This is a genomic window from Pseudomonas sp. LB3P14 (genome assembly GCF_054898045.1).
In genome coordinates this window covers 252529-269580 of the sequence record NZ_CM142714.1, presented here as the reverse complement: position 1 = coordinate 269580, position 17052 = coordinate 252529, and the positions used below count along the sequence as shown (strand labels likewise).

Here is a 17052-nt window from a genome sequence, read left to right as displayed (position 1 = left end):
GCAGATCAGCGAGGACAAAAAAAGCCGACTGATCGAGAGGTGACACTGGCGTGCCTTGATATTCACCGAGCTGCTAAACCCGATCGCTGAATTGGCAGCGATGGGGAAACGATAGAGACCAGGGCCAAGGCGCACAAGCCGGCGGATTCTGGCGTAGTTGTAGGCAACGACGCAAGGCGGTGTAGCTTTCAGGAAGTAACGCTAAACGCTCTTAAACATCCCCCTCAAATCAGCACACATTCCCTGTGGGAGCGAGCCTGCTCGCGATTGCGGTGTGTCATTCAACATTGATGTCAGCTGACCCATTGTCATCGCGAGCAAGCTCGCTCCCACAGGGGATTGAGTACGGCCGGGAACAACTGCTCGGCTGTCAGGCCGTCTCGCGTGTTTTGTGCACGACGCGGATCAACTGTGGGAGCGTGGCTTGCCCGCGATTGGCCCTGTCATTCAGCCAGTAACCCGCTGACAAACCACCCTCCCCCAAACACCGCAAAAAACTCGGACTTCCCCTACAAGCCAAACAGAATCCCCCGGCATCCACTCCAGAGCCCGATCGCCAAAGTGCCCCGTTTCCAAGGACTGGGCGACAAGCGTGACCAAACTCATCCCCCAACACCAACTCGCCGGCCAGAGAGGACAAGTACTCGACAGCCATCAAGCTGCCGATGCTCTTCGTCAGGCCCTGAACTACCCATACGACTTACAAGGCTTCGACGACCTGCTAAATGCCGTGGGCGCCAACCGCTCCAACTACACGCAAGCCGCCCACCAGCAAAAACTGATTCAGGCCGTGAGCAACGGCGATTGGGTGATGGTCACGCCTCGCGTCCATCTGGATAAAAGTGGCGGTTCATGGAATGGTTTCAAGTCCAAACCCGAACCACCACCGGCGCAACATCTGGTCGAAGATCACGCCTTCACGCAGCCCAAACCGGCGGAGTCCGGATTTCACATAATTGAAAAGCCCATGAGCCTTGAGGCACTGGAACGCTCGCTATACGAGAGTTCGCCAAGCGATGCATTACGTCGCGAATTTCGTTCGCTCATTCGCCATCTGGGTGAACACGTGAAACCGGGGCAAATGGTGATCTTCAGCGATTCACGGCACTACATGTGCCGGCGTGAAGAGGCGCAGATGATGATCGCTGCCGAGAAGGTCAACGAGGCGCTCAAGGATCTGAGTGATGAAGAGGCTTCGTTTATGGTTGAACACCATGAAGTGATTGAGCCGTTTCTGGAGGGTCGGCGGGATCATTGGGTGTGGCGTCGTTCATGATTGGGCAGCATCTGGAGGGCTTGAAAAATGCCCTCAAAGAACTGGAGGAGCTGCATCAGCAACAATATCGCCAGTACCGCAATCTGCATTCGCCAGAGTTTTTTTCCAAGCGTAAACGACTTATGGCGAAGCTTGATGCCAGCCTTGGGTCACTCGTACGCAAAGGCACCGGCATTGCGGATCACCCGAAACTCAAGCGAGCCTTGGGGTTATCAACTCGCAGAACGATTCATCGTTGGGACAAGGCTGGGGCACCAACACAGTTGCCTGGGTACGCAACGAACATTGAGGGTGTCTCACGAGCGGCAAAATATATGAAAGCCGGTGGTTATGTCGGGATTGGTCTGCAGTTAGGCGCATCCAGTTTAAAAATTCATGAGGTATGCACTACTGGTCGCGAGGATGAATGCAAGCAAATGAAATTTGTTGAGGGCGCAAAAATGGTGGGCGGTACAGCCGGAGCTGTCGCCGGGGGTGCAGCAGGCTCGAAAATAGGCACCGCTGTGTGTGCAAAAGTAAAAGGACTCGGAAAACTCGTTTGTGTACTCGTTGCCGACGCGGTAGGCGCCACCGGAACCGGAACCGGAACGCTGATGACCGACGGCAGCGAACTGATTGGGCAAGAACTCTATGAGCATTCTGAATAATGGAACTCACTAGAACAACACTCGCCTGGGTCTGGGGAGCGCTTATCCTGCTGAGCCTTTTCGACGTAGCTATCATTTTTTATGCTGCTCACACAAAACTCGAAGCGCTGGAAAAGCATTTCAAACAATTGGATTCCATATGCGTCAACCGCCTCACGTGGGGCACGGGGCATCATGGAAGAATTTTTCGTCTGGCCGCAATCAGCGCTTTAATCTCGTCTAAAAAAATTCAGCGCCAGGAACCCTTATCAGTTGAAGAAGTGAAACGGTTGCCTAAAAGGCTTAAGCGCTGGGCAGCGTATCCATTTCATATTGCCTATTTCGTTACAGGGGCGGTGGTGGTTCTTTGGTTATATGGGAAATACACCGGCCTACTCAAATGAAGAACCAGCAGCTAATTCTACGAGCCAATACGAGTCCCTACATTCATGAATGAAGCCAAAGACATTTCTCTTATCTTAGGTATGGGCGAAAACCTAAGTGGCCGTTGCCGCAGGAATGGATATGTACACCTCAAAGAAATAGGTCGGCTGTCAGGCCGCCTTCGCGAGCAGGCTCGCTCCCACAGTTGGACTGGGTACATCTGGAGGAGACTGGTCGGCTGTCAGGCCGCCATCGCAGCGATGCGGCGACCCGACAAGCCAGCTCCCACAATTAATCGGCGCACACTCTGCCCTTCACCACTCAACAGGCCGAGCGTTAGCTCGCCTGCAGCTTGTGATCTTGATCCACCCGCCCCTTCGGGAGGCTGAGTGGAGGTGTTCATCTGGGGGGTAGGCGCGCAGCGCCGTTCGACGAAGTCGAACACATCGAGAGGAGGTCGAAGCGAAGCCGACCGGAGGCGATGCCCCCAGATGAATGCCGGAGCGAAGGAACGCCGAGCCTAAGGAGGGGCCGGACGCTCGGGGCGAAGACTTTTGGTTACTTTTTGTCGTTTGAAAATCGGCATAGGAGGCGGCCATCTGGCCGCGCCCCTGCCACACCACCCGGCATGCGGGTCCGCACCGGGCGGTTCGAGAAGTTGAGGTCAGCAGAGTCGAGGTAGACCCAACCGGTCGAACCACGCCACCGTAAGCACTCCATGGATCAGACCGACACTGTTGTGCCAGAACCTGTGGCTGTTACCGGCTACCGCCGCTGCCAGGTCAGGGCCTGCTCCAAGTTTGCGTACACCTGAAAGAAATAGGTCGGCTACTAGGCCGCCTTCGCGAGCAGGCTCGCTCCCACAGTTGGACTGGGTACATCTGGGGGAAACTGGTCGGCTATCAGGCCGCCATCGCAGCGATGCGGCGACCCGGCAAGCCAGCTCCCACAATGGTTCCAGGTATATCCGCAAGAACAGGTCGGCTTTCAGGCCGCCTAGGTCAAGATCAAAAGATCGCAGCCTTCGTCAGCTCCTACAAAAGGATCGGGTCCATCAACAGCAACCAGGTCGGCCCGAAGGCCGCCTCGGTTCACTCTCCCTCACCCTCAGGCAAAACCTTGTTCTGAGTCAGGTAGCGCTCGAGCGTCGCATTATTGTCAGGCGAAGAATTATCCCCCGCTACCTGCCACAAATGCCGCTCAATCCCCTGCGCCAGCAAATGCCCAACGGCCGCCTCGATCGCCGACAACACACACAACTGCGCCGGCTCGTTCGTGGTGTACCCCACCTCAGCCTCCAGCAACTTCTTGAACTCGATAAACTTGAACACCCCCGCACTGCGTCCAACTGAGTAAATCGTCTTGCTGGTCATCACATTGGCCAACACCTGCCCACTGCGCACATCGACGGCACGAAGATTCACCGATACCTGATCCACCCGATACTCCCGGGAAATATCGATCCCCAGATACCGCGCCCCTTCCCCGCCACTGCGCACGTTGGTGTCATAGGCAATAATCCCGCCCTCAAGCATCAAATTAGCGGCCTGCAACGACGGCAACTCGCCCAGGATATTCACCGGCGTATTCGGCTTCTTCTGCGAGGCGCGAATGATCTTGCGCTCGGTCAGCAGGTTCTGCAGCCCTTCACGCTCCAGCACCACAAACCAGCCACTGGCCTGCAACGCATCCATCAACATGCTGGCCGCGCCCTGGGTCACGCTGGTGGAAAACGAACTGGCCGGGGTCGGTTTGTACTGCCCGGTCTGATCCCGGAAGCCATACACCACCGCCATCAACCGGCCCTTGGGTCGTGGCATGTTCAGCAAGTCGAAATAGGTCGACGCCCGAGGTGTCAGGGTCGGTGATTCGGTGTCTTGCTCGGCCGACATCGGCTCACGCAAACTGCACCCTTGTAATGCCGCCAACATCAGCCCTAGCGCTATTATTTTTTTCATGTCCTTAACTCCCCATCGATCCAAATCCCCGTCATGGGGCCAGGCCATTCACCTGGATTTCCGAAACTTCACCGGTCGCTCGGTCCGTCACTTCAATACTCAGTGCGCCGGAGTCGTCGATGACGTTGACGATAAAAGCGTCGGTGGTCAGGCTCCCGGCATTGCCCGCGGAAATGTTGTCCATCAACTGCCCTAACAGCCGTGATTGCAGCTGACTGGTGAAGCGCTCCAGCGCCGATGTGCCGGGCGTGGACGCACGGTTCTTCAAGTCAGGGTCATCGAAATCGTTCTGCGCCTGGGCGTTGTTGAGCAACCAGGTCCCGTTCAACGGGTTGCCGCCAAACGACGGATTGACGGGTGTGTAAACCAGCTCCGTGGCCTGGACCAGCCCACAGCTGCCTGCGCCTGTAAACCAAAGACCCAATAACCACATGCCTCTACGTTTCGAGAAAGTTCCAGTGTTCATAGTTCGTCCCTCTCAAGGTCGGTGGTGTCCTGCAACAAGGCTTCCAGCTTGCGCTGGACGATCTGCACGCGGACCAGATCGGCAGCCTCATAGGCCTCGTCCTTCAACTCCACGGTGTTCGGCGGCAGGAAGCGCCGATAAACCAATCGTTGCTGATATTCCACAGTCACCAGGCTGCCCCAGCGTGCCGAAGGACGTTCGCGCACCACCAGGTTGAAATCCATCGGGCTGGTGGCGCGCAGGCGTTCACTGAACGAGTAATAAAAGTCGTGGCCGATGTGTGAGATCGTGTCGTCGACGATAAAACCCAACATTTCGTCTTCTTCGGCGGCCGGCACGAAGGACGTCATCAGCATCAGGACCAGGGCCGGTAGCCAGTGTCTGTTCATGGCATCACCGCCCCAGCGCCTGCGGCGTTTTTGGAGGGGCCTTTCGGCGCGGACGCACCCTCGAGGAAGGCCTTCTCGGCGACGAACTGCCAGTCCTTGTAACTCGCCATGCCGGTGAAGTCCGACCATTGAGAGGGAAAATCCGCCTGCTTGAGCGGCGTGTCCGTGGAGGGGCTGCTGAGGCCGGTGATGCGCCCGTCGAAACCGCGCATCAGCGTCCATTCGCCACCCCCAATCGGGTCCGGGTACAGATTGCGCAAGTGGTGTTTGGGCGACGGAAAACGCTCGTCCTGCAACAGGTCCGCCAGTTCTTTTGGGTACTGGGCCAGGCCAGGTGAACTGCGGTAGTAGCTGCGCAGTGCCTGGGCGTATTGAGTGCCGACCCAGAGCAACTGGCGTTCACGATCACGGCGCGAGGCGGTGGACCACAACTCGCCGGCGCAGGCCAGGCCCATGCCCATCAACATGATCAGAAACAGTACGCCCAGGTAAGTGAAACCCGCCTCGCTGCCGGGCTTACCACTCGGAATAAAGGCTGCCATTACGCGCCCTCCCTGTGGCTCCGCTTTTGATATCGGCGACCCCGCCCGGGACGCCGTCAGGCGGCGCCACCAGCACCCAGAGGTCTTTGCGTTCAGCGATCGGGTCCATCGGCGGGTTGCGCAGGTAACGCTGCTCGACCAGCTGTTCGATGGAATCGGGATAACGCCCGGTGTCGCCGTAGTAGTGATCCAGTGCTTCGCGCATGGCCGACAGGCTCTGGCGCAGCGTGGTCTCTTTCGCGGCCTCGAGGCTGTTGAAATAGCGTGGCAAGGCGATGGTCATCAGGGTGGCGATGATTGCCATGACCACCATCAGTTCCAGCAGGGTAAACCCCTTTTCCCGACGCATAATCTCACCATTCCCGGTAGGCGATGCCGTTGAGACCCTTGCCGCGAGCCTTGGAGTAAACGTCAAAGACGTCTTCGCCTTCGCGCGGGTTTTGAGCCGTACTGTCGTAGGAGCGCACGCCCCAGCCGCCTTCGTCGTTACGCTTGACCGGCGCCAGCGGGTCATGGGGCACGCGCCGTAAAAAGAAGAACTTGGCGCCCTTGGCGCTGCGCACATCGCGCACACCGTCCACCAGCACTTGCAGGTTCGGCGGGTAGCCGCTGCTGTCCAGGGATTTCTCGATGTAGCCGGCGTCGAAAGCACGTTTGTAGGCGTCGATGGCATCGCGAATCTGGTACAGCGCAGCGCGCAGTTCCTGCTCCTTGCCCCGGCGCACCACGGTCTCGGTCAGCGGCGCGGCCATGCCGGCCAGCAAGCCGATCAGGGCCAGTGTCACCACGACTTCGATCAGGGTAAAACCGCGTTGCGAGGCGTTCATGATCAAGGCTTCTCGACGACAACGTGGGTGGAGGCAACAGGAGCACTGAGGGTCTCTGCGGGAGTCGCCGGGTCTATCCCACGGTCCGGTGCCTGAATGTGCATGCTGGTTTCGGTACCGGTGGTGAACTCCATGTCCGACGGGCTCTGGTACGGCAGGTTGCGCACGATCCGCGGCGTGATCGACAGCACCAGCTCCGACTTGCCGACCGTGTCCTTGTTGCTGCCAAACAAGCGGCCCAGGCCGGGAATATCGCCAAGGCCGGGGATCTTGTTGCCGGTGGCGCCATGGTCGTCGCGCATCAGGCCGGCGAGGATCTGTGTTTCGCCATCATGCAGACGCAAGGTGGTCTGGGCGTTGCGGGTATCGACCTGGACCGGAATGGTGCCCTGACGGGTCGGTTCCAGTGGCGTGGCATTACTCACTTCCAGGGCGATTTTGATCGCCACTTCGTTGTTCAAATGCACGGTCGGCTGCACTTCGAGCTTCAGACCGACGTCCAGGTAGGTGACGCTTTCAGTGATCACCGGGCCTTGAGTCGAAGGCACCGAGGTGGCGCTGATGATCGGCACGCGCTGACCAATGTGGATGCGCGCCTGTTCGCGGTTGCTGACCCGAATCACCGGGCTGGCCAGGGTGTTGATGTCGTTGTCCTGGGCGTTGATCTTGGCCTGCGGCGACGGCGAGATGGAGATCCGGCTGGAGTCGATGCCTTTGAGTTGATCGAGCAAGGTCACGGCCGAGCCGTCGCTGTTGACCACGCCGAAGGTGTTCGGCCATTGCAGGCCAAGGTCGAGAATCCGCTGGGTGGCGACTTCCATCACCTCCACTTCCAGCACCACTTCAGGGTTGGACTGGTCCTGCGACTGCAGGAGTTTTTCGGCCATGCGAATAGCGTCTTCGGAGTCGCGCATGGTCAGGGTATTGAGGCGTTCATCGACGAACACGTCGCGGGTCTTGAGCATGGTTTTGATCATGTTCAGCGCGGTGTTGGCATCGATGCTGGTCAGGTAAAAGGTGCGCATCACCAGTTCTTGGTAATCCTTGAGCTTCTGCGGTGAGTCCGGGTAGATCAGCAAGGTGTTTTCGTTCACCACCTTCTGGTGCAGCTGGTTCTGTTGCAGCAGCAACTCCACAGCGTCTTCGATGCGCACGTCACGCACGAAGATCGTGGCTTTCATGTCCGGGCGCAGGTCCTTGTCAAAGATGAAGTTCAAACCGGCGACCTGCGACAGCACTTCGAAGATGGTTTTCAGGTTGGCGTCGCGAAATTCCAGGGTCACCGGCCGGTCCAGACGGGTCCGAAGTTGCGGATACGGAATCACGTTGCGGCTTTGCACCAGGCGGACGTTGCTTTGCAGCTCCAGCGCCCCTTCATTTTTCGGGTCCAGTTCGAGGATCTGTTTCACCTGGCGGTCGGCGCCGTAGATGTCGCCGCGACGCAAGTCGCCACGGGCCAGTTCGAGTTTTTCATCCAGGCTGCGCATGTGATCGAGCTGACGCAGCGAGTCCTGGGCACGGCGGTTGTTCGGTTCGATGGTCAACACCCGGCCGTAAGCCTGGCGGGCAGAAGCGAAATCACGCTGGGCGCGATCCATGTCGCCCTGGGTCAACAGCGCCGTCACCGCACGGGCACGGCCGCTGTTCAGGGCCAGGTGCAGCTCGGTGTTGCGAGGGTTTTCCCTCAGCCCTTCCTCGATGCGGGCCAGGCCGGCTTCGTACTGTCCCGACTCCATCAAGTCGCTCGCCTCATCCTTGGCGACCTGCGCGGAACTGCACGCGGCCAACCCTGCACAAAGGCAAAGGCTCATCAGCAAACGGGATCGGTTCATTGCGTGCTCCCCACAGACAAAGTCTGAGACAAATGCAGAGGCAGGTAGACAAAGTTGAGTTCCACATCGGAAATCCCCTCGATCCGCCAGGTTTCGTCGATCACATCCCCCTTGCGTACGACGTATATTTTTTCGCCGTTCTGCAAAAACACTTGCAGGTCCGAACGGTCATTCATCTTGCCAATGAACTGGAAAGGCATCGGTGGTGCGCTGGGGGCTTGCACGACCGGGGTCAGGTTGACGGGTTGTTCGGTGACAGTGGCAAGCTGCTGCGCAGCTTTCCAGTTGCGGGCGGCGAACAAGTCGCCAGCCGGGCTCAGGTCCTTGACTGCCGACGTAGTTTTACCGGCGGACGCAGCGGGCAGCGCACCGCGGATTTTGCTTTTAGCCGGCGTAGCCAGGGCGGCAACCGAAGCATCGCCCTCTTCCGACGGCGTGAAGTATTCAGGCAACCAGGTCAGCGCCGCCGCCACGCCGAAGAACGCCACCCAACCCACTAAGCGTTTGGTATTCATCATGACCTCGACAGGTAAAGGGTCATGCGGATCCGCCCGGTCAGGTCGGTGTCGGCGATTTTTTTACGCTGGAACTCCACGTCCTCCACCACCACCGCCGGCAACTGGCCGAGCAAGGCATGCAGGAAGCGCCGCAGTTGCGGGTAGCTGCCGCGCACCGGCAGCAGAATCTGATAACGGGCCAGGTGCGTCTTGGGGTCGATGCCCAGGGAATATTCACCGCGCGCCAGGGTGATGTGTTCCTGGGCCGCCAGCGCGTAGATCTTGTCGATAGCCACGGTGGCCTGAGGCTGGGACGGCAACTTGCTGCGGAAATCGTCGAGCTGACGTTGCGGCACCACCGGAGCGGCGACACTCCCATCTTCGACCTTGGCCAGGTATTCGCCGGCTTCGCGCGTCTGCTGGCTGAGCGTTTGCAGTGACTGCCAGTCAGGCATCAGGCCGACCAGGCCATACGCCAGCGCCAGCAACAACATCGCCAGCCCTGCCAGGCCGGGAATGCCCAAGCCTTGCAGGTATTCGTGGACGATCAATCTAGGGATTTGCATCGCCAATCTCCCAGGTAGCCGACAGGTTGAATTGCACCGGGTGTTCCGGCACGTTCGCGACGATTTCGTGGCTGAGCAGCGACACATCGGACAGCTCGTCGCTGGCTTCGAGGCTGCGGTGGAAGTTGAGCATGGCTTCCAGATCCCGCGCTTCGGCGCTGATTCGCACCTGGCCTTTGCGGGCATCCGGGGTCAGGGTCAATAAAGCAATGTCGTCCCGGGGCATGGCTTCGAGCATGGCGAACAGACGTTCCCAAGGCCGGCGCAATTGCTGGGACACCTTGCGCATCTCGGCCAGGTTGTGCGCCTGTTCGCGGGTTTCGGCCGGGGTCAGGCTAACCTGGCCGCCGGTGTCGCCGGTGAGTCCGCGCTGGGCGGTTTGCAAATGGCCTTGCTGTTGCGCGGCCTGTTCACTGAGGTGCTGCTGAACCAGCCAGCAGGTCAGCGTCAGCACCACGCCACCGGCCAGCAGGCTCCAGCCCAAAGGGCCCGAGCGGCGAGGCGGCTGGAAGTCGAGCATCAAGGCGCGCATATCAGGCCACCGCCCGGGACATGACGTACAAGCCATCGCGTACGGATGTCCGGTCTTCTTCGAGGGCGCGCAAGTGCACACCGGGTACGTCAGGGTGCGAGTCAATGCGTGCCGGCGCATGCAGATAAACGTTCAGCGGCCGGTCGCTGGTGGACGCCTGTAATTGGTTTTCACGACCGATCAATGCCGTCAGTGCGGCGTCGCTGTCGCTGCTGCCCACCGAACGCACCTCCGCCCACCGCCCTTCCCGGGCCAACAGCAACACACTGCGCACCGGCTCGGCGACCACGAACAGAAAGTCCCCGGCGTCGAAGCTTTTATCGAAATGATTGAACGCCGCCATCAGGTACGGCTGCACCGAACGCAGGCGCAGACCACGACCCGTGACCTGCGTGCGCAGCTGCGTCAGCAAGTCTTGCGGCAGCGCGGTGGCGACCCGGTCGTAGCCCGCCGGTTCAGCCGACAGCACCATGCTCCAGGGTTGAGTCGGCACACCGTAAAGGTCTTCGAAACACAGTTGGGCAAACCCGAGCAATTCGGCAGGGCTGCTGATCTGTTCGCTCCAGGGCACCAGACAGAAGCGGCTGAAGTGCCCGGAGATCACCACACTCAATTCGGCACCGGAACGGGTGTGTTCGGCCAGCAGACGGTCGAGCGTTTCCAGGGCCACCGCCCAGGCATGGAAACCTTCGTCGATAAAACCGACGCTGCCCAGCCACAGGGTTTCACTGCCACGGCGCTGGCCCAGACCGACACCACTGGCGCCGAGCACGGCGACAAAACGATCACGAGATAAAAGTGACACGATTGATCTCCTCGAGCGTGGTCCGCCCAGCTGCAACCAGCTCCAGTGCCGACTCGCGCAACAGGCGCAAGCCACGGCTGCAGGCCAGGGCCTTGATTTTCGAAATGGGTTGGCGCTCGACGATCATTTGTCGCAACTCGTCGTCCAGGTGCAGCAGTTCGGCAATCGCCGTACGCCCGCGGTAACCGGTGCCCCGGCAATGGCCGCAGCCCTTGCCGTGGACGAAGTGGTAGTGATCGACCTGTTGCGGATCGAGGCCGGAGAGGCGAAATTCTTCATCGGACGGGTTGGCCGGCGCGCTGCAACTGGCGCAGACCAGTCGGATCAAGCGCTGGGCCAGCACGGCATTGAGTGCCGAAACGAGGCTGTAAGGATCGATTTCCATTTGGGTGAAACGGCCGATCACGTCGAACACGTTGTTGGCGTGAATGGTGGTAAACACCAGGTGCCCGGTGAGTGCCGATTGCACGGCGATCTGTGCGGTGTCGGGGTCGCGGATTTCACCGACCATGATTTTGTCCGGGTCATGGCGCAGGATCGAGCGCAAACCACGGGCGAAGGTCAGGCCTTTCTTTTCGTTGACCGGGATTTGCAGCACGCCCGGCAATTGGTATTCCACCGGGTCTTCAATGGTGATGATCTTTTCCACACCGTGGTTGATCTCGGTGATCATCGCGTACAGCGTGGTGGTTTTGCCGCTACCGGTGGGGCCGGTCACCAGCACCATGCCGTAAGGTTCGGCCGCCAGCCGACGCAGATGGCGCAGGGTTTCGTCTTCGAAGCCCAGGGCTTGCAACTGCACGCCGTAGACCTTGTCGGCCAGGTCCTGTTTGTCGAGGACCCGCAGTACCGCGTCTTCGCCGAAAATGCTCGGCATGATCGAGACCCGAAAGTCGATCTGCCGGCCGCTGATGCCGATCTTGAAGCGACCGTCCTGGGGCACGCGTTTTTCGCCGATGTCCAGCTCGGCCATGACCTTGACCCGGGAAATCACTTGCTCGGCGAATTCGCTGCCCTGGATTTTGCTGATGTTGTTCAGCACGCCATCGATCCGGTACTTGATCACCAGGCCGCTGCCGGTGGTGCCCAAATGGATATCGCTGGCGTGCATTTTCAGCGCGTCGTAAAGGGTCGAGTTGACCAGTTTGACCACCACGCTGGCATCTTCGCTGATGCTGGTCAGGGACAGACTTTGCAGGGTATCGATTTCGATGTTGGCGTCGGCCTGGGCGTTGAGCGATTCCACGGCGTGGAAGCTTTCTTCGTGGCGTGCCAGGTAGGCTTTCAGGTCGTCGGCATGCACCAGGTACAGCGCCGCGCCGTGCAGGCAGTCGTCGATCCAGGCCAGGCGAGTCGTGTCGAAGGGGTCGGCAAATACGCCGATGACCGCATCGTCGTGACGCAGCAGGATGAATTCGCGTTTGAGGCATTGGGCCAGGGTGACCCGGTCGAACACCGGGGTGGCTTGAAACAGGGCGTCGGTGTCGAGCACCGGATAATGCAGGGTAGCGCCGAGGCGCTGGATGAAGGGCATGGGGGCCAGTTCGCACAACACCCCAAGGGCTTCCAGGATACGTTCGCCGGAACGGGTGGCCCTGGCCCGGGCCTGGGTCAGTTGCTCACTGGAAAATCGAGACGGTACACAGTCCAACAGCACCGGTTCGACGACAAGGGATAGACGGTCCATGGCATGCTCTCCAACGCCGGGGGCTTTGAGCCCTGTCGACGCGGCAGGCCATTGCGGCGGATGCCGGAACGTCTTGTCGCGCCACTACTCCCCGGTGAGCAATTGTTGGTCGTCTGGTGCCATGGAGGTCGATAGACTTCGTCGACGATCTGCCAGCACCCAACTGCCGTCGTACAACTGCAGCGGGAAACTCTCGGTCCTGCTCTGGCGTCGTTCGACAAAACCTTCCGAAGTGCTCATGCCTGCTTTGAGTTCGCGCTCCATCCCCAGAAGGTCGCAGACTGCTCGGGCCAATTCCGCCAATGGAAACGGTTTGAACAGAATATGGCTGACTCCCAGTTCCCGGGCCCGCTCACAGACTTCAGCGGTTGGGTGCCCGGTAATCAGCACAAAATGACACTTCCTGTTCTGGCGGACAGCATCGAGCACCTCAAAGCCTTCCATGTCGGGCAAGCGGTAATCGAACACCATCACATCGGGTGCAAACTGTTCGGCTTCACCGATACCCGTCACACCGTCATGTGCAATCCGGACGTCGAGCTCTTGCGCCTGAAGGTAATCCTTGAGGTTTTCGGCAAGCAGCTGTTCGTCTTCGACAACCAGTATTTTGTTTAACAAGGTCGACTCCTTGAACTGCAGGTCCGATGTTCCAGCCCTGGGAGTACGCGCCTTCACTGAGGCTAACGCACACTTCATGCCAGGCTGAGCGCCGGTTTTTTTACCGTTGCACATCTTTGATTTTCATGAAAAAACCATTTCGTCCAGAAACTCCATCCCCCAAAGGCGGGGAAGTGCTCGGATGTACCTTGAAGCTATTCCCCACTATTGGGGGGGGAACCTTCAATCATCGTCAATCCGTTCGATTCGATTGCTTGATCGCAGCTGCGCGAGAACTTGTAGACGAGCCTGAGCCTGTTGCTGTCGGGCAAGGTAAGCCCTGACCATTTCAAGCCCTTGCACCTCTGAGACATCGGTCGCCTCCGAGTGGTTCTGCAGGTAGATTAAATGCCAGCCCAGCGGTGTACGCACCGGTGTACTGACAGCCCCCGGTGCCAGGGCAAAAGCCGCTGCTTCGAATTCCGGCATCATCCGCCCACGAGGAAAATAGCCCAGATCTCCACCCTCGCCGGCGGAAGCGTCTTCGGAACCGGCCCGGGCCACGCTGGCAAAGTCCTCACCCTGACTGATTTTCACACGCATCTCCTCTAAGCGTAGCCGGGCTGCTTCAACTGTGGCGGCATCGGCGCCTTGAGGCACTTTGATCAGGATGTGCCGTGCCTGGATTTCTTCCGGCCGGCTCATCTCGGCGCGATGCTCCTCATAGAACGCGCGGACCTGTTTTTCGTCTGGCCCGGCGACCTGGGTGAGGTCGGCAAACACCTGTTGGGCGGCGAGCTCACGGCGGGTGTACTCGGTATAGGCGACCTCGTCGAAACCGGCGTCTTCCAGGCGCCGGGCGAACACATCGGCACCGCCTATGGCCTGCCGGGTCTGATCGACCTGGCTTTGCACCACCTCGTCACTGATCACCACCCCGCGCTTGACGGCTTCCTGCCACAGCAGTTCTTTGTCAATCAAGGCCGTCAGAGACGCCTGACGCAATTGCTTGTAGGCCTTGGGATTGCGGAGGCTGCCCAGCGCCCGGCCCTGATCCTCCAGGTACTCGGCGAAATAGCGCTCCAGGCGGAACTCGGAAATTTCCTCGTCATTGACCCGCGCGGCGGCCGGGCCATCGCTGCAGAACGCCAAGGGAACCCACATTGTGAGCAGGAGCAGCAGAGTCTTGAGCATCATGATCGAGACCTCCGGTCAGGGTCTAGCGGCAATCGGTTTGTAGGGAGCGACCAGATAAAAGCGCTGGTCGGGCAAGTCCACGGTGACGATATGCGCGCCGCTCAAGCCCAGGCGGCGGCCCGGACCGAAGCTGATCAGCGGGGTCAGCCCGGTATCGAAGTCATGCAGGCCTTCCAGCGCACTGATGAGTTTCTCGCGGCTGGCATCGCGCCCCGCCTGTTTCATGCCTTCGCTGAACAGCAACATCGAACTGAACGCGCCGACTTGCAGCACCGCATGTTGACCGCCGAGCCCCTGGTGTTTGCGCAACTGGGTCAGGGCCAGGCGTCCGGCCTGCGTCCAGTCACTGGGTACGAACGGATAAGCCAGAAACACCCGCCGGGAAAACCCGCTGGGCACCTGCAACAGATTACCCGCCACCTGGTTCGACGCAGCGAACAGGTAAGGCACTTGGCCCGCCGCCTGCAAGCGCTCGGCGAGGCGACTGAAACCGCCGCCGCTGCCCAGGTAAAACACCGAACGCGAGCCCAGTGGCAGTTCGTCCTGCGCCGAGTCATAGGCTTGCAGACTGACCTTTTGCCAGGCGTGATCTTGCAGGTACTGCCCGAGGTTCTGCGCCGCCAACCGTTGACTGGGCTCGTCCGGATAGGTGATTAGCGTCGGTCCCTGGAGCACCCGCAAATTGTCGGTGGCGTAATCGGCCAGGGCGATCAGTTGTTCGCGCAAACCTGGCAGCGGTTCGAAAATCTGCCGACTGGCCTGCACCGTGCCCAGCAACGACAGCGGTCCGATCAGCGGAATGCCGGCCCGCTCCAGGCGCGCAGCCAAGTCCAAATCCAGTGCCGGTGCCAGCGGCGCGATCAGGGCGAACACCTGTTCTTGCTCGATCAAATAGTCCAGCGCCTGCTCGGCACTGGCGCGGTCCGGGCCCGGATCGACGATGGTCAGGCGCAACTGCCGGCCATGAATCCCGCCCGCTTCGTTGATTCGCGCCACGCTGCCCTGGAGCACCGCCGCCACCGTGGCACCCTGCTCGCTCAACGGTCCCTGGCGTGGCAACAACGTGCCCAGGTGCAGACTGTCGGGGGCCAGGCCGGGGTCGCGGTCATCGGCCACGCGTTTAAGGTAGGCCGTGAGGTTGCGCTGGTCATTCGTCGACAGGACGAATCGCGGCATCGCCGGATCGAGTCGATTGTTGCCCGGATCACGCCCTTCCTGGATGGCACGCGCCAACGTGCCTTCGGTGTACGCGGGGTAATTACGGCCATTGATTTGCTGCTGGCCGTGAGTGCTGGTGAGCCGCGACCAGCTGAGATCCGGCGGTCGCACCCCGCCTTCGGGCCGCCCCAAGCCATCGGCGCCGTGGCAGTTGGCGCACGGCAGGCTGGTGGCCGGCAACAGCATATCCGCCGCCCCGACCCGGGCCATGATCGGCTCGCCACCGCCGGACACACCCTCGCGATACAGCCGTTTACCGGCGCTTTCGTTGAGGCTCAGCGGCAACGCTTCGGCGGCGAAATGGAGCCCGCCGAGCAGTAACAGGCCGAGGATGAGTGAGGTTTTCATGGCGCAGGCTCAACGGCCGGCCACGGGCATTGTCAGCCATTGCAAGCGCTGGGCAATGGCGGCGGCCGGGGCATCGGGACGGACTTTGCTCCAGCGTTTGTTGGCCACGTCACCCACGATCAGTTGTGTTGAATGCTGCTCGGGGGTCGGCACGATCTGGCCGATGCGGCCCAATACCAGGTCCATTTGCGCCTTGTCGCCGGTAAGAAAAAGCCAGTGGGGGCCATCGACGCCCTGCTTCAAGGTGTAAGCCTTGAGTACCGCCGGGGTGTCCCGCAGCGGATCACTGGTAAGGGAGATAAAGGTGATGCCGTCGGCCTTGTCGCCCAGCAACTCACGCACTTCCTTGAGCTTGCGGGTGATCAACGGGCAGGCATCGTTGCAACGGGTGAACATCACGTTCAAAAGCACCACGCGGTTCTGCAGCGTGTCGCTGTAGAAACGCAGGGTCTCGCCGTTCTGGTTCTGCAACGGCGTGTCGGTGAACCAGGTTTTCGCATCGCGGGTGCCAGTGCCCGTAACCATGCCCGGTGGTGTGTCAACGGCGGCCCTCGCGGGTGCCGGATCTTCGTGCCCTTCATGGGCCAACGCCAGCGAACTGAACATGTAAAAGCACACCGTCAGGGTGATCCAGTGGAGGGCTCTCATGGCTGCTGCTCCATCGCGATGGCCGTGTGCTTGGCGTGAACGTTGCGCTGACCGCTGAGTTTCTCCACTTCACGGGTCAGCACTGTCGGGTCGGTGAAGCCGTAGTAGCGGGTCCAGTGGCGGCTGTTGCCGTCCCCCACCAGAATCAATGGCTGATGGTTTTTGAAGTCCCCGCTGAAGGTGCCCAGGCCCTTGAGGGTTTCGTTGATCGACTGCGAACTGCCGGTCAGCCAGCTCCAGCCCGGGCCGTTCTGGAAGTTGCGGGCGTAGTCGTTCAGGCGTTTGGCGTCGTCGCGCTGCGGGTCGATGCTGATCGACACCAGCTGCACCTCGCCGCCGACCCGGGCACCCAGCTGTTTTTGCACCTTGCCCATGATCGACGACACCACCGGGCAAACGGTGGTGCAGCTGGTGTAGATGAAGCTCATGACCACAATCTTGTTGGTCACCAGGTCTTTTTCCAGGCGCACCGGTTTGCCGTTCTGGTCCACCAGCGCCACGTCGGTGAACTTGACCTGGGCGCTCTCCGAACGGGCGCTTTTGGCTGGCATGTCATGCCCGGCGTGCTCATCCGCCGAGTGGGCCAGGGCCTGACCGATGCCGGCGGCCAACAGGCAGAACGTCAGCCATCCACGGTTTGCAAATCGGTTCATGTCG

At 60.2% G+C, this 17052-nt stretch carries 20 protein-coding genes; 3 read left to right on the top strand and 17 right to left on the bottom strand.

The genetic code is table 11. The features are described from left to right. The first annotated feature begins 592 nt into the window (after window positions 1-592). The 3 genes from ACYZT5_RS01305 to ACYZT5_RS01295 are packed head-to-tail and all read left to right on the top strand — an operon-like array spanning window position 593 to window position 2306. Window positions 593-1276: a hypothetical protein gene (locus tag ACYZT5_RS01305; protein ID WP_462049431.1), complete on the top strand. Its 684-nt coding sequence runs from the start codon at window positions 593-595 to the stop codon at window positions 1274-1276. After that, window positions 1273-1923 (top strand): hypothetical protein, encoded by a 651-nt coding sequence (locus ACYZT5_RS01300; protein ID WP_462049430.1) that lies wholly within the window; start codon window positions 1273-1275, stop codon window positions 1921-1923. The genes ACYZT5_RS01305 and ACYZT5_RS01300 overlap by 4 nt, the downstream gene beginning before the upstream one ends. Continuing rightward, window positions 1923-2306, top strand: coding sequence for a hypothetical protein (locus ACYZT5_RS01295; protein ID WP_129443244.1), 384 nt, complete (start codon window positions 1923-1925; stop codon window positions 2304-2306). Before ACYZT5_RS01300 ends, ACYZT5_RS01295 begins: the two co-directional genes overlap by 1 nt. A 1071-nt stretch (window positions 2307-3377) precedes the next feature. Here the strand turns inward: ACYZT5_RS01295 and ACYZT5_RS01290 are convergent. The 17 genes from ACYZT5_RS01290 to ACYZT5_RS01210 form a co-directional block, all read right to left on the bottom strand. After that, window positions 3378-4244 carry a CsgG/HfaB family protein gene (locus ACYZT5_RS01290; RefSeq protein ID WP_462049429.1) on the bottom strand — a complete coding sequence of 289 codons (867 nt, stop codon included), beginning with the start codon at window positions 4242-4244 and terminating at the stop codon, window positions 3378-3380. Between the two features lie 31 nt (window positions 4245-4275). Next, window positions 4276-4710 carry a curli assembly protein CsgF gene (locus tag ACYZT5_RS01285; RefSeq protein WP_462049428.1) on the bottom strand — a complete coding sequence of 145 codons (435 nt, stop codon included), beginning with the start codon at window positions 4708-4710 and terminating at the stop codon, window positions 4276-4278. Continuing rightward, window positions 4707-5099: a curli production assembly/transport protein CsgE gene (gene csgE, locus ACYZT5_RS01280; RefSeq protein WP_462049427.1), complete on the bottom strand. Its 393-nt coding sequence runs from the start codon at window positions 5097-5099 to the stop codon at window positions 4707-4709. Before csgE ends, ACYZT5_RS01285 begins: the two co-directional genes overlap by 4 nt. Continuing rightward, entirely contained in the window at window positions 5096-5641 is a 546-nt protein-coding gene (locus ACYZT5_RS01275; RefSeq protein WP_462049426.1) for a type II secretion system protein, read from the bottom strand. The genes csgE and ACYZT5_RS01275 overlap by 4 nt, the downstream gene beginning before the upstream one ends. After that, window positions 5616-5990 carry a type II secretion system protein gene (locus ACYZT5_RS01270; protein ID WP_462049425.1) on the bottom strand — a complete coding sequence of 125 codons (375 nt, stop codon included), beginning with the start codon at window positions 5988-5990 and terminating at the stop codon, window positions 5616-5618. Before ACYZT5_RS01270 ends, ACYZT5_RS01275 begins: the two co-directional genes overlap by 26 nt. A 4-nt stretch (window positions 5991-5994) precedes the next feature. Then, window positions 5995-6468: a type II secretion system protein gene (locus tag ACYZT5_RS01265; protein ID WP_462049424.1), complete on the bottom strand. Its 474-nt coding sequence runs from the start codon at window positions 6466-6468 to the stop codon at window positions 5995-5997. A 2-nt stretch (window positions 6469-6470) separates the two neighbouring features. Further along, window positions 6471-8300: a secretin N-terminal domain-containing protein gene (locus ACYZT5_RS01260; protein WP_462049423.1), complete on the bottom strand. Its 1830-nt coding sequence runs from the start codon at window positions 8298-8300 to the stop codon at window positions 6471-6473. Next, a complete protein-coding gene (locus tag ACYZT5_RS01255) occupies window positions 8297-8815 on the bottom strand; it encodes a hypothetical protein (protein WP_462049422.1) in 519 nt (172 codons plus the stop codon). The genes ACYZT5_RS01260 and ACYZT5_RS01255 overlap by 4 nt, the downstream gene beginning before the upstream one ends. Next, the gene (locus tag ACYZT5_RS01250; protein WP_462049421.1) at window positions 8815-9363 is read right to left on the bottom strand and encodes a GspMb/PilO family protein; all 549 of its coding nucleotides are present in this window, start codon (window positions 9361-9363) and stop codon (window positions 8815-8817) included. Before ACYZT5_RS01250 ends, ACYZT5_RS01255 begins: the two co-directional genes overlap by 1 nt. Beyond that, window positions 9350-9895 (bottom strand): pilus assembly protein, encoded by a 546-nt coding sequence (locus ACYZT5_RS01245; RefSeq protein WP_462049420.1) that lies wholly within the window; start codon window positions 9893-9895, stop codon window positions 9350-9352. The genes ACYZT5_RS01250 and ACYZT5_RS01245 overlap by 14 nt, the downstream gene beginning before the upstream one ends. A gap of 1 nt (window position 9896) precedes the next feature. Next, window positions 9897-10700, bottom strand: coding sequence for a hypothetical protein (locus ACYZT5_RS01240; protein WP_462049419.1), 804 nt, complete (start codon window positions 10698-10700; stop codon window positions 9897-9899). Further along, window positions 10681-12387, bottom strand: coding sequence for a GspE/PulE family protein (locus ACYZT5_RS01235; protein WP_462049418.1), 1707 nt, complete (start codon window positions 12385-12387; stop codon window positions 10681-10683). The genes ACYZT5_RS01240 and ACYZT5_RS01235 overlap by 20 nt, the downstream gene beginning before the upstream one ends. A gap of 84 nt (window positions 12388-12471) precedes the next feature. After that, window positions 12472-13005 carry a response regulator gene (locus ACYZT5_RS01230; protein WP_462049417.1) on the bottom strand — a complete coding sequence of 178 codons (534 nt, stop codon included), beginning with the start codon at window positions 13003-13005 and terminating at the stop codon, window positions 12472-12474. A 222-nt stretch (window positions 13006-13227) separates the two neighbouring features. Next, window positions 13228-14181 carry a peptidylprolyl isomerase gene (locus ACYZT5_RS01225; protein WP_462049416.1) on the bottom strand — a complete coding sequence of 318 codons (954 nt, stop codon included), beginning with the start codon at window positions 14179-14181 and terminating at the stop codon, window positions 13228-13230. Between the two features lie 15 nt (window positions 14182-14196). Then, a complete protein-coding gene (locus ACYZT5_RS01220) occupies window positions 14197-15747 on the bottom strand; it encodes a cytochrome c/ABC transporter substrate-binding protein (protein ID WP_462049415.1) in 1551 nt (516 codons plus the stop codon). Between the two features lie 9 nt (window positions 15748-15756). Next, window positions 15757-16395, bottom strand: a complete 639-nt coding sequence (locus ACYZT5_RS01215; RefSeq protein ID WP_462049414.1) for an SCO family protein — start codon at window positions 16393-16395, stop codon at window positions 15757-15759. Then, on the bottom strand, window positions 16392-17048 hold the full coding sequence (locus ACYZT5_RS01210; RefSeq protein ID WP_462049413.1) for an SCO family protein: 657 nt from the start codon (window positions 17046-17048) through the stop codon (window positions 16392-16394). The genes ACYZT5_RS01215 and ACYZT5_RS01210 overlap by 4 nt, the downstream gene beginning before the upstream one ends. Window positions 17049-17052: the final 4 nt, after the last annotated feature.